8 protein-coding genes are annotated in these 12,682 nt (G+C 61.9%); 7 read left to right on the top strand and 1 reads right to left on the bottom strand.

Translation table 11 applies throughout. The annotated features are described in order from the left end of the window. Positions 1-72 precede the first annotated feature (72 nt). From dnaB to HCF10_RS11420, 7 genes are all read left to right on the top strand, one after another. Positions 73-1,470: a replicative DNA helicase gene (gene dnaB / locus HCF10_RS11450; protein WP_017526410.1), complete on the top strand. Its 1,398-nt coding sequence runs from the start codon at positions 73-75 to the stop codon at positions 1,468-1,470. Positions 1,471-1,566: 96 nt separating this feature from the next. Next, positions 1,567-3,870 (top strand): YgiQ family radical SAM protein, encoded by a 2,304-nt coding sequence (locus tag HCF10_RS11445; RefSeq protein WP_131696759.1) that lies wholly within the window; start codon positions 1,567-1,569, stop codon positions 3,868-3,870. Between the two features lie 211 nt (positions 3,871-4,081). Next, on the top strand, positions 4,082-4,999 hold the full coding sequence (locus tag HCF10_RS11440; protein WP_131696758.1) for an NAD synthetase: 918 nt from the start codon (positions 4,082-4,084) through the stop codon (positions 4,997-4,999). Continuing rightward, positions 4,999-5,442 (top strand): hypothetical protein, encoded by a 444-nt coding sequence (locus HCF10_RS11435; protein ID WP_145336021.1) that lies wholly within the window; start codon positions 4,999-5,001, stop codon positions 5,440-5,442. The genes HCF10_RS11440 and HCF10_RS11435 overlap by 1 nt, the downstream gene beginning before the upstream one ends. A 187-nt stretch (positions 5,443-5,629) precedes the next feature. Continuing rightward, positions 5,630-8,920, top strand: coding sequence for a transglutaminase family protein (locus HCF10_RS11430; RefSeq protein ID WP_167655546.1), 3,291 nt, complete (start codon positions 5,630-5,632; stop codon positions 8,918-8,920). 159 nt (positions 8,921-9,079) lie between these two features. Continuing rightward, a complete protein-coding gene (locus HCF10_RS11425; protein ID WP_167655545.1) occupies positions 9,080-11,566 on the top strand; it encodes a circularly permuted type 2 ATP-grasp protein in 2,487 nt (828 codons plus the stop codon). Next, positions 11,566-12,456 (top strand): transglutaminase family protein, encoded by an 891-nt coding sequence (locus HCF10_RS11420; protein WP_131696754.1) that lies wholly within the window; start codon positions 11,566-11,568, stop codon positions 12,454-12,456. Before HCF10_RS11425 ends, HCF10_RS11420 begins: the two co-directional genes overlap by 1 nt. 31 nt (positions 12,457-12,487) lie before the next feature. Here the strand turns inward: HCF10_RS11420 and HCF10_RS11415 are convergent, their stop codons facing one another. Next, positions 12,488-12,670, bottom strand: coding sequence for a hypothetical protein (locus HCF10_RS11415; RefSeq protein ID WP_092490350.1), 183 nt, complete (start codon positions 12,668-12,670; stop codon positions 12,488-12,490). Positions 12,671-12,682: the final 12 nt, after the last annotated feature.

Below are 12,682 nucleotides of genomic sequence, written 5' to 3'. Positions count from 1 at the left end.
TTAACATCGGGCACGATCCTGTTTACAGGTCGTGCCTTTTGTTTTTCTACAATCCCCTAATTCCAAGTGGCCATGAACGATATTTCAGCTCCTGAGCAATACGATCTGCAAACCGCTGCCCTGAAGGTGCCGCCGCATTCCATCGAGGCCGAACAGGCCGTGCTCGGTGGCCTGATGCTGGACAACAACGCCTGGGAACGCGTGCTGGATCAAGTCTCGGACGGTGATTTCTATCGTCATGACCACCGCCTGATCTTCCGTGCCATCGCCAAACTGGCCGACCAGAACTCGCCAATCGACGTGGTGACCCTGGCCGAGCAATTGGACAAGGAAGGCCAGACATCCCAGGTCGGTGGCCTGGGCTACCTTGGTGAATTGGCAAAAAACACGCCGTCCGTCGCCAACATCAAGGCCTATGCCCAGATCGTTCGCGAGCGCGCCACCCTGCGCCAACTGATCGGCATCAGCACCGAAATCGCCGACAGCGCCTTCAACCCCGAAGGCCGCACCGCCGCCGAAATCCTCGACGAAGCCGAGCGCCAGATTTTCCAGATCGCCGAGGCGCGCCCGAAAACCGGTGGCCCGGTCAGCGTCAACGACCTGCTGACCAAGGCCATCGACCGCATCGACACCTTGTTCAACACCGACAACGCCATCACCGGTATTTCCACCGGCTACACCGACCTCGACGAGAAGACCAGCGGCCTGCAGCCTTCCGACCTGATCATCGTCGCCGGCCGTCCATCCATGGGTAAGACCACCTTTGCGATGAACCTGGTGGAAAACGCCGTGTTGCGCAGCGACAAGACCGTACTGGTGTACTCCCTCGAGATGCCAGGCGAATCGCTGATCATGCGTATGCTGTCGTCCCTGGGCCGTATCGACCAGACCAAGGTCCGTGCCGGCCGCCTGGAAGACGACGACTGGCCGCGCCTCACTTCGGCGGTCAACCTGCTCAACGACCGCAAGCTGTTTATCGATGACACCGCCGGTATCAGCCCGTCCGAGATGCGCGCACGTACCCGTCGCCTGGTACGTGAGCACGGCGACATCGCCCTGATCATGATCGACTACCTGCAGTTGATGCAGATCCCAGGTTCCAGCGGCGATAACCGCACCAACGAGATTTCCGAGATATCCCGGTCCCTCAAGGCCCTGGCCAAGGAATTCAACTGCCCGGTAGTTGCCCTGTCCCAGCTCAACCGTTCTCTGGAGCAACGCCCTAACAAGCGTCCGGTGAACTCCGACTTGCGGGAATCCGGAGCGATCGAGCAGGATGCTGACGTGATCATGTTCGTGTACCGCGACGAGGTGTATCACCCCGAGACCGAACACAAAGGCATTGCTGAAATCATCATCGGCAAACAGCGTAACGGCCCGATCGGCTTTATCCGCTTGGCCTTCATCGGCAAATACACGCGTTTCGAGAACCTGGCGCCGGGCAGCTACAACTTCGACGACGACGAATAACCCTTCTGTTCAATTCCGACCATTACCGTCGGAATTGGTCAAAATTTGTGCTATATTCCGCGCCCGCGATTTTTCATCTCAACACCGGTCACCGTCATGCAAACAGCCAAGCCGTTATTTGACTATCCCAAGTACTGGGCCGAATGTTTCGGTCCTGCGCCATTCCTGCCGATGAGCAGGGAGGAGATGGATCAGCTTGGCTGGGATTCCTGCGACATCATCATCGTCACCGGTGATGCCTACGTGGACCACCCATCTTTCGGCATGGCCATCATCGGCCGGCTGCTGGAGTCCCAGGGCTTCCGCGTCGGGATCATTGCGCAGCCGAACTGGCAGTCCAAAGACGACTTCATGAAGCTCGGCGAGCCGAACCTGTTCTTCGGTGTCGCGGCCGGCAACATGGACTCGATGATCAACCGCTACACCGCCGACAAGAAAATCCGTTCCGACGACGCCTACACCCCAGGCGGCATGGCCGGCAAGCGTCCGGACCGCGCCAGCCTGGTGTACAGCCAGCGTTGCAAGGAAGCCTACAAGAACGTGCCGATCGTACTCGGCGGCATCGAAGCGTCCCTGCGCCGTATCGCCCACTACGACTACTGGCAGGACCGCGTGCGCAACTCGATCCTGATCGACGCCACCGCCGATATCCTGCTGTACGGCAACGCCGAGCGGGCCATCGTTGAAGTCGCCCAGCGCCTGTCGTGGGGCCACAAGATCGAAGACATCACCGATGTGCGCGGTACCGCGTTCATTCGCCGTGACACGCCCGAAGGCTGGTACGAGGTGGACTCCACCCGTATCGACCGTCCGGGCAAGATCGACAAGATCATCAACCCGTACGTGAATACCCAGGATACCCAGGCCTGCGCCATCGAGCAGGAAAAGGGCCCGGTTGAAGACCCGGAAGAAGCCAAGGTCGTACAGATCCTGGCCAGCCCGCGCATGACCCGCGACAAGACGGTCATTCGTCTGCCGTCCGTGGAAAAAGTCCGTGGCGACTCGGTGCTGTATGCCCACGCCAACCGCGTACTCCACCTGGAAACCAACCCAGGCAACGCCCGCGCCCTGGTGCAGAAGCACGGTGACGTGGACGTGTGGTTCAACCCGCCGCCCATTCCGATGACCACTGAAGAAATGGACTACGTGTTTGGCATGCCTTACGCCCGTGTTCCGCACCCGGCGTACGGCAAGGAGAAGATCCCGGCCTACGACATGATCCGTTTCTCGGTGAACATCATGCGTGGCTGCTTCGGCGGCTGCACCTTCTGCTCGATCACCGAGCACGAAGGCCGGATCATCCAGAACCGTTCCGAAGAGTCGATCATTCGCGAAATCGAAGAGATCCGCGACAAGGTGCCTGGCTTCACCGGTGTGATCTCCGACCTCGGTGGCCCGACCGCGAACATGTACCGCATCGCCTGCAAGAGCCCGGAAATCGAATCCGCGTGCCGCAAGCCGTCGTGCGTGTTCCCCGGCATCTGCCCGAACCTGAACACCGATCACTCGTCGTTGATCCAGCTGTACCGCAGCGCCCGTGCGTTGCCGGGTGTGAAGAAGATCCTGATCGCTTCCGGCCTGCGTTACGACCTCGCGGTCGAGTCGCCGGAATACGTCAAGGAGCTGGTGACCCACCACGTCGGTGGCTACCTGAAGATCGCCCCGGAACACACCGAGGAAGGTCCGCTCAACCAGATGATGAAGCCGGGCATTGGCAGCTATGACAAGTTCAAGCGCATGTTCGAGAAGTACACCAAGGAGGCGGGCAAGGAGCAGTACCTGATCCCGTACTTCATCGCGGCCCACCCCGGCACCACCGATGAAGACATGATGAACCTGGCCCTGTGGCTCAAGGGCAACGGCTTCCGCGCCGACCAGGTGCAGGCGTTCTACCCGTCGCCAATGGCCACCGCCACCGCGATGTACCACTCGGGCAAGAACCCGCTGCGCAAGGTCACCTACAAGAGCGACGCGGTGACCATCGTCAAGAGCGAGGAGCAGCGCCGTCTGCACAAGGCGTTCCTGCGCTATCACGACCCGAAAGGCTGGCCGATGCTGCGTGAAGCGTTGACTCGCATGGGCCGTGCCGACCTGATTGGGTCGGGCAAGGACCAACTGATCCCGCTGCACCAGCCGACCACCGACAGCTACCAGAGCGCCCGTCGCAAGAACTCGACGCCGGCCGGCAGCCACAAGGTCGCCAAGGAAACCACCACCAGGATCCTTACCCAGCACACCGGCCTGCCGCCCCGTGGCAGCGACGGCAGCAACCCGTGGGACAAGCGCGAACAAGCCAAGGCTGCGGCGCAGGCACGTAACAAGCAGGCAGCTAAAGAACGTAGCGATGCAGCCAAGGGCAAGGGCGGCAAGCCAGCCCGCAAGCCGGTCGTGCCGCGTTGATCGCAGCGTGAATATGCAAGACGCCAGCCTCGTGCTGGCGTTTTGCTTTCTAGGCGGTGGGGAGTCTGTTTGTTAAGGTGGCGCCCATTAAATCGCTATCGGGGGCAAGCCCCCTCCCACATTTTGAATGTATTCACACATCAAGTGTGGGAGGGGGCTTGCCCCCGATAGCATCAGTCCAGTCACCACCCCTTCAAGGATGAACACCCCCATGAGCAACCCCCTGCTCAACATCGGCATGGACTCCAACCGTTCCCAGTTCATGGCCCGCCAGCGCATTGAAAGCCAGATCAACCTGCCGAGCCTGTTCGCCGCCATCGACGCCGACCCCGGCATCGTCGGCGCGGGGGTGGTGTATATCGACGCTGACTTCAATGTCATTACCCTGCGCGAATTCAAGCCGATCTGCAGCATCAAGCCCAAGCGCATCATTTTGCGTGAGGCGCAGAGGTACATTTCGCCGGCGCAGTTTGCCAATCAGGTGGCTAACAACCCGCGTGAGTCCCGGTTGGTGGGCGAAGCAGTCAATACGACCCTGTCTTGTGCGGGCGCAATCCTCGGTTGGATTGTTGTGTTCAGCGGTACAGTCGCCGTGCCTTTCACGGGTGGCGCGAGCCTGGTGGTGGCGGGCATCGGTGCAACGGCTGCAGCGGCCAGCACTGCGCAATGTGTCGTCGGGGGGGTGAGAACTATCAACGAACTCAATGACCCGGCAGCCAACGACGATATGGATAGCGAGGACTGGTATCGCTATGCAATGCCGGTATTGGACGCCGCTTCACTGCTGGGTGCCGGCGCCTCTACTCTGACCACTCTTCGGCTCCTGCAGGCTCGAAAGGTGACCACTGGCAGAAGTTGGTACGAGTTATCCAAGGGGTTGACCCGCCAGCAACGCAAGGCGCTCACCAAAGAGTTGCTGAGCCTGAAAGATCCAAGACTGAGCAATAAACTCTTGAAGCTGCGCCAACGCTCCGGTGAGCTGGCCAAGCGCTATTCAGCTAGCGAGATCAATCACGCTACTGTGACGCAGATCAGAGACTCCCTCGGGGCTGCCGTTGGTCTTACCGGGAGCGCTATATCAGGCAACATTCGAACGATTGCAGTTGGCCTCTATGAGGAGGTTGAGTGATGGATCGTCCGGGTTCATTGAGAGCTTTTTTGGCGCAATATTTTCCAGCGTTTATATGCGCGTTCTTCCTTGCCTGCTTCTCTCTCTCCGCCGCTATTTCATTGGCATCAAGTACATTTTTTCGCAGTGACCCAGAGCGGGCGCGTTACTCTTTTCTGGCGGCAGTTTTATTGGGCTTGCTCTTGGCGTTCAGCCATTTCGTCATGATCAGAGGGCGAGAATGGGGGGCTTGGGCTATCGCAGCCTTCTACGTTGTATGTTTGCTGGTCGTGTTGCCAACCTATAGCTATCGGCCACATATGGCAGCGTATGTAATAGGGCTGCTGTTTCCGCTGTTGGGGTTACTGCTGCTCAATAGCAAACGCCACCGCGAAATGCGCAAAAAACTGTCCGAGATACGCCACCTGCGCCAAGCCGTAATCGCAAAGCGCAAAACCCGTTGATTGGGTAGATTCGCCACCCATCCTCACATTAACGCCACAAATATGTGCGGCGCCTGCACCACGACACCACCGTTGGCGCCGTTTTGGTGCTGTACTGCACCGGGTCTTACGATAAAGCGCAATGACCGCCGCTCTGGCATAAGTCTTGCGCGCTTTGTGTCCATGCCCTGGCTCGCAGGAGGCCGCCGTGTCGATTCATGTCGCGTTGCACCACGTTACGCATTACCGCTACGACCGCGCGGTCGAACTCGGCCCGCAGATCGTACGTCTGCGCCCGGCGGCCCACAGCCGCACGCGGATTTTGTCCTATGCACTCAAAGTGCTGCCCGAGCAGCATTTCATCAATTGGCAGCAGGACCCCCAGGGCAATTACCTGGCGCGTCTGGTGTTCCCGGAAAAGACTGACGAGTTGCGCATCGAAGTCGACCTGGTCGCCGAGATGGCGGTGTTCAACCCGTTCGACTTTTTCCTTGAGCCCTACGCCGAAAAAATCCCCTTCAGCTACGCCGCCGATGAGCAGCGCGAGCTGGCGCCGTACCTGGAAACCCTACCGCTGACGCCGAAGTTTGCCGCCTACCTGGCCGGCATCGACCGCACGCCGCTGCCGGCCGTGGATTTCCTGGTGGGCCTCAACCAGCGCCTGGCCGCCGACATCGGCTACCTGATCCGCATGGAACCGGGGGTGCAAACCCCGGAATTCACCCTGGAAAACGCGTCCGGCTCCTGCCGTGATTCGGCCTGGTTGTTGGTGCAGTTGCTGCGCAACCTCGGGTTGGCGGCGCGGTTTGTGTCCGGTTATCTGATTCAGTTGACCGCCGACGTCAAAGCCCTTGACGGCCCCTCCGGCACCGACGTCGACTTCACCGACCTGCATGCCTGGTGCGAAGTGTATTTGCCCGGCGCCGGCTGGATCGGCCTGGATGCCACTTCCGGGCTGTTCGCCGGTGAAGGGCATATCCCGTTGGCCTGTAGTCCTGATCCATCGTCTGCCGCACCGATCAGTGGGCTGGTGGAGCCGTGCGAGTGCGAATTTACTCACGAGATGTCGGTTGAGCGCATCTGGGAAGCGCCACGGGTCACCAAGCCCTACACCGAAGAGCAATGGCTGGCGATCCAGGCCCTGGGCCGGCAGATCGATGGCGACCTGCTCAAGGATGATGTGCGCCTGACCATGGGCGGCGAGCCGACCTTCGTCTCCATTGACGACCCTGACGGCGCCGAGTGGAACACCGCTGCCCTCGGCCCGGATAAACGACGCTTGTCCGCCGAACTGTTCCAGCGCATGCGCAAGCACTACGCACCCAAGGGCCTGGTGCACTTCGGTCAGGGCAAGTGGTACCCCGGCGAACAATTGCCGCGCTGGTCGCTTAACTGCTACTGGCGCCGTGACGGCGTGCCCATCTGGCACAACAGCGCGCTTATTGCCGATGAACAGCAGGACTACGGCGCCGATGGCGTAATGGCCGGGCGCTTCCTGGCCAGCGTCGCCGAGCGCCTCAAGCTGCCGGCGCGCTTTGTATTCCCGGCCTTCGAAGACAATTTCTACTACCTGTGGCGCGAAGGTGCGTTGCCACAAAACGTCACGGCCCAGGACCCGCGCTTGAGCGACGACCTGGAGCGCGAGCGCTTGCGCAAAGTGTTCAGCCAGGGCCTGGATAAAGTCATCGGCCAGGTGTTGCCGCTGGCACGCACCGCCGCCAATGATCGCTGGCAGAGTGGGCGTTGGTACCTGCGCGATAACCATTGCCGCCTGGTGCCGGGGGATTCGCCGCTGGGCTATCGCCTGCCGTTGGCCTCGCAGCCGTGGGTGACGGCGGCTGAGTATCCGTTCGTGCACCCCACCGACCCTAACCAGGATCAGCCGGAACTGCCGACCAGCACGCAACTGCAAAGCCATGGCGAACCTGCGCCGAGCGACGAGCGTGTGCCCAAGGTCGACGAGTCCGCCGACTGGCTGACCCGCACCGCCCTCTGCGCCGAAGCGCGGGAAGGGCGCCTGTACCTGTTTATGCCGCCGCTGGAGCGCGTCGAGGATTACCTGGAGTTGGTGGCCGCCATCGAAGCCACCGCCGAGGAGCTGCACTGCCCGGTGCTGCTGGAAGGCTACGAACCACCGTTCGATATGCGCCTGAGCAACTTCCGTGTTACGCCGGATCCGGGTGTGATCGAGGTCAACGTGCAGCCGTCTGCGACCTGGGACGAGTTGGTGGAGCGCACCGAATTCCTCTACGAGGAGGCGCGGCAAACCCGGCTGACCACCGAGAAATTCATGATCGACGGCCGCCACACCGGCACCGGCGGCGGTAACCACTTTGTGCTGGGGGGCGCGACGCCCAAGGATTCGCCGTTCCTGCGCCGGCCCGACCTGCTGCGCAGCCTGATCAGCTATTGGCACAACCACCCCTCGCTGTCGTACCTGTTTTCCGGCCTGTTTATCGGCCCGACCTCCCAGGCTCCGCGGGTGGACGAAGCACGTAACGACGCGCTGTATGAGCTGGAAATCGCCTTTGCCCAAATGCCGCAGCCGGGTGAAGAATGCCCGCCGTGGTTGGTGGATCGCCTGCTGCGCAACCTGTTGATCGACGTGACGGGCAACACCCACCGCGCCGAATTCTGTATCGACAAACTCTACTCGCCCGACGGTGCCACTGGCCGCCTGGGCTTGCTCGAGTTGCGCGCCTTCGAAATGCCGCCCCATGCGCGCATGAGCCTGACCCAGCAACTGCTGCTGCGGGCGCTGGTCGCGCGCTTCTGGCGTGAACCCTATGCACCACCGAAATTGGCGCGCTGGGGCACCGAGTTGCATGACCGCTTCCTGTTGCCGCACTTTATCGAGCAGGATTTTGCCGATGTGATCGTCGAGTTGAACGCCGCCGGTTACCCGTTGCGCGCCGAATGGTTCGCCGCGCACCTGGAGTTCCGCTTCCCCAAGGTGGGCGATTACGCCGTCAGCGGGATCGAACTGGAACTGCGCCAGGCCCTGGAGCCTTGGCATGTACTGGGCGAAGAGGGTGCGGTGGGCGGCACGGTGCGTTATGTGGATTCGTCCCTGGAGCGCTTGCAGGTGAAGTTGAGCGGGCTGCCGCCGCAACGCTACCTGTTGACCTGCAATGGCATCCCGGTGCCGCTGCAACCGACCGGGCGCATCGGTGAGTTCGTCGCCGGCGTGCGTTACCGCGCCTGGCAACCGGCCAATTGCCTGCAACCGACTATCCCGGTCCATGCGCCGCTGGTGTTCGACCTGCTGGACACCTGGATGCAGCGCTCGTTGGGCGGCTGCCAGTGCCATGTTGCACATCCGGGCGGGCGTAACTACGACAGCTTGCCGGTGAACGCCAATGAGGCTGAGAGTCGGCGCATGGCACGGTTTTTCCGTCTCGGCCACACGCCTGGGAAGCTCACCGTGCCGAGTGTTGTGATCAATGACGAATTCCCGATGACCTTGGATCTACGGCGTCACCCCAATAATAATGACTAAATGCGATCCAAATGTGGGAGGGCGCTTGCTCCCGATTACGGTGAATCAGCCGATACATAGGTTGACTGACCCACCGCGATCGGGAGCAAGCTCCCTCCCACGAGGATTTGCAGTGTTTGTTAGGTTAATCTGAGCCCCTTTGCCTCTGCCGAGCGTTCCATGCCCGACTTGCTCGACCAATACCCGCTGACCGCGGGTACTTATCACGAACTGCTGGACGACAGTGGCGCGGTGCGCGCCCATTGGCAGCGCTTGCTTGATCACCTGCAACGCAGCACGCCCGCGCAACTGGCCCAGCGCCAGGCGCTGCTGACCCGGCAGATCCAGGAAAACGGCGTGACCTATAACGTCTACGCCGACCCCAAGGGCGCCGATCGCCCGTGGGAACTGGACCTGCTGCCCCATGTGCTGGCGGCCGATGAATGGCAGCAGCTGTCAGCCGGTATCGCCCAGCGTGCGCGCTTGCTCAACGCCGTACTGGCGGACCTCTACGGGCCGCAACGTTTGATCAAGGAAGGCCTGCTACCGGCCGAGCTGGTGTTCGGGCATAACAATTTCCTGTGGCCGTGCCAGGGCATCCAACCGCCTGACGGTGCGTTTCTGCACCTGTATGCGGTGGACCTGGCGCGTACCCCGGATGGCCGCTGGTGGGTCACCGCCGACCGGACGCAGGCGCCTTCGGGCGCCGGTTATGCGTTGGAAAACCGCACCATCGTGTCCCGCGCCTTCCCGGACCTGTACCGTGATCTGCAGGTGCAGCACCTCACCGGTTTCTTCCGCACGCTCCAGGAAACCCTGGCCCGCCAGGCACCGAGCGACGACCAGCCACCGCTGATCGTGCTGCTCACCCCTGGGCGTTTCAACGAGAGCTATTTCGAACACCTGTACCTCGCGCGCCAGCTCGGCTACCCGTTGGTGGAAGGCGGCGACCTCACGGTACGCGACAGCACGGTGTTCCTGAAAACCCTGAGTGGCCTGCGTCGGGTGCACGCGATCATGCGTCGCCTCGATGACGACTTCTGCGACCCGCTGGAGCTGCGTACCGACTCCGCCCTCGGCGTACCCGGCCTGCTCGACGCCGCGCGCCAGGGCAATGTGCTGGTGGCCAATGCCTTGGGCAGCGGCGTGCTGGAGTCCCCCGGATTGCTCGGCTTTCTACCCAAGATCAACCAGTTCCTGTTTGGCGAAGAGTTGATCCTGCCGTCCATCGCCACCTGGTGGTGCGGTGAGGCGCCGGTGCTCGCCGAGGCCCTGGAGAAGCTGCCCGAACTGCTGATCAAACCCGCGTTCCCGTCGCAAAGTTTCACGCCGGTATTCGGTCGCGACTTGAGCGACGAACAACGCCAGGCCCTGGCCGAACGCATGCGTGCTCGGCCGTACGCCTACGTCGCCCAGGAGCTGGCGCAACTTTCCCAGGCACCGGTGTGGCACACCGTGGAGGATCATTTGCAACACCGCGCCATCGGCATGCGCGTGTATGCCGTGGCCAGCGCGGAGGGCTACCGTGTACTGCCCGGCGGCCTGACCCGCGTGGCGGCCGATGCCGATGCCGAAGTGGTGTCGATGCAACGCGGCGGCGCCAGCAAGGACACCTGGGTGCTGGGCGAACGTGCCACCGGTGGCGAGCATTGGCGCGCCCAGCGCGCGATTAGTGCGCATGACCTGGTGCGCCGCGACCCTTATCTGCCGTCCCGCGTGGTGGAAAACCTGTTCTGGTTCGGCCGTTACTGCGAACGCTGCGACAACAGCGCCCGCTGGCTGCGGATCGTGCTGGCGCGTTATGTCGACGGCGATGACCCACTGGCGTTGCAGGCGGCGGTCGAGTTGGGTGAAAACCTGCGCCTGCTGCCGGAGGAGGGCGAGTTGCCCGAGCGTTTGCAGGCGGCCTTGCTCGGTGATGATTGGCCGTCGAGCCTGCGCGCCAACCTGCAACGCTTGCAGTGGGCGGCGTCCCAGGTGCGCGGCAAGTTATCCCGTGAGAACTGGCAGGCCCTGGTGGAGCTGCAGCGTGAAGCCCTGGAGCTGGAAAGCGAAAGCCCTGACTTTGGTGAGTTGCTGGATTTCCTCAACCGCCTGGTGATGTCCCTGGCGGCGCTGTCCGGGTTTGCCCTCGACGACATGACCCGCGACGAAGGCTGGCGTTTCCTGATGATGGGCCGGCGCATCGAGCGTCTGCAATTTCTCAGCAGCAGCCTGGCGGCATTCCTGCGCGGCGTGGCGGTGTTCGACCAGGCGGGGCTGGAGTGGTTGCTGGAGCTGGGCAACAGCAGCATCACCTACCGCTCGCGCTACCTGGCGGTGCCGCAGCTGATTCCGGTCCTGGATTTGTTGTTGCTGGATGAACAGAACCCCCACGCGGTGCTGTTCCAGCTGAAACTGGTGAGCCGTACCCTGCGCCGTCTTAACGATGATTTCGGTGTGCCACGGGAGGCCGGCTTGGCGCCGTTGGTGGAGCGCCTGGCGCGTTTCGACCTGAGTTGCCTGGAGAACCCGTTGTTTGGCGAATCCAGCGTGCATGCCGCGCTGGAAGGCCTGGCCGACCTGCTGCAAGCGGTCGCCGATGAGAGTGGGCAAGTCTCGGATCGCCTGGCCTTGCGCCACTTTGCCCATGTGGATGATGTCAGCCAGCAAACGGTGTCGGTGTGATGAGTGCGCGCTACCAGATTTTCCACGATACCCATTACCACTACGACAGCCCGGTGTCCCTGGCCCAGCAGCTGGCGCATTTATGGCCGAGGCCGTGCGCCTGGCAGCGTTGCAGCGACCAGCAACTGGATATCAGCCCGCAGCCGTCTTCACGCCGGGATGAGCTGGACGTGTTCGGCAACCCGATTACCCGCCTGGCGTTCGAACGGCCCCACGATGAATTGCTGGTCAATGCCGGTTTGACTGTGGAAGTACTGGCGCGGCCGGTGCTGGATTTCCAGCACTCGCCCGCCTGGGACCAGACCCGCGACAGCCTGACCTACAGCAGCCAGCCGCTGTCGCCCGAGTTGATTGAAGCCTGCCGTTATCGCTTCGAATCGCCCTACGTGCACCTGAAGAAAACCTTCGTCGAGTTCTCGGAAAGCTGTTTTCCCCCTGGCGCGCCCTTGTTATTGGGTGTGCAGGCCTTGATGGAAAAAATCTTCAGCGAATTCACCTTCGATGCCGAAGCCACCCAGGTTGCCACGCCACTGGTGGAAGTGCTGGAGCGCCGCCGCGGCGTGTGCCAGGACTTCGCCCACCTGATGCTCGCCTGTCTGCGCTCGCGCGGCCTGGCGGCGCGTTACATCAGCGGCTACCTGCTCACCCAGCCACCGCCCGGCCAGCCACGGCTGATCGGCGCCGACGCGTCCCACGCCTGGGTCTCGGTGTATTGCCCGGTATCGGGCTGGGTGGATTTCGATCCGACGAACAATGTGCAGCCGGCACTGGAGCACATCACCTTGGCCTGGGGCCGGGATTTCTCCGATGTGTCGCCGTTGCGTGGGGTAATTCTGGGGGGAGGGAGCCATGACCCTGAGGTACGGGTGACGGTGATGCCGCTGGTGTAGGAGCGAGCAAGCTCGCTCCTACAGTAAATAATTATTCAGCTGGATCTTTTGGTGTTTCAGTCTCGTCGCTCGTTACTTCACCATCAGCATCCGGGTTGAGTGCGCCGGCTTCTTCATCTACCGCGGCTTTCTTGCGTTGCAGCTTTTCCTCTTTCTTCTGTTCCTTGGCCAAGTCTCTCTGACGTTTGGCGAAGGAGTAATTAGGTTTGGCCATGGGCGATCCTCT

It is taken from the genome of Pseudomonas sp. B14(2022) (genome assembly GCF_012030485.1).
In the GTDB taxonomy this organism is placed as follows: domain Bacteria; phylum Pseudomonadota; class Gammaproteobacteria; order Pseudomonadales; family Pseudomonadaceae; genus Aquipseudomonas.
This window is presented reverse-complemented; position numbering and strand designations above follow the sequence as displayed.

Coding starts and splice junctions, on each gene's coding strand:
- dnaB (WP_017526410.1), top strand. CDS start 73: ATGAACGATATTTCAGCTCCTGAGCAATACGATCTGCAAACCGCTGCC.
- HCF10_RS11445 (WP_131696759.1), top strand. CDS start 1,567: ATGCAAACAGCCAAGCCGTTATTTGACTATCCCAAGTACTGGGCCGAA.
- HCF10_RS11440 (WP_131696758.1), top strand. CDS start 4,082: ATGAGCAACCCCCTGCTCAACATCGGCATGGACTCCAACCGTTCCCAG.
- HCF10_RS11435 (WP_145336021.1), top strand. CDS start 4,999: ATGGATCGTCCGGGTTCATTGAGAGCTTTTTTGGCGCAATATTTTCCA.
- HCF10_RS11425 (WP_167655545.1), top strand. CDS start 9,080: ATGCCCGACTTGCTCGACCAATACCCGCTGACCGCGGGTACTTATCAC.
- HCF10_RS11420 (WP_131696754.1), top strand. CDS start 11,566: ATGAGTGCGCGCTACCAGATTTTCCACGATACCCATTACCACTACGAC.
- HCF10_RS11415 (WP_092490350.1), bottom strand. CDS start 12,670: ATGGCCAAACCTAATTACTCCTTCGCCAAACGTCAGAGAGACTTGGCC.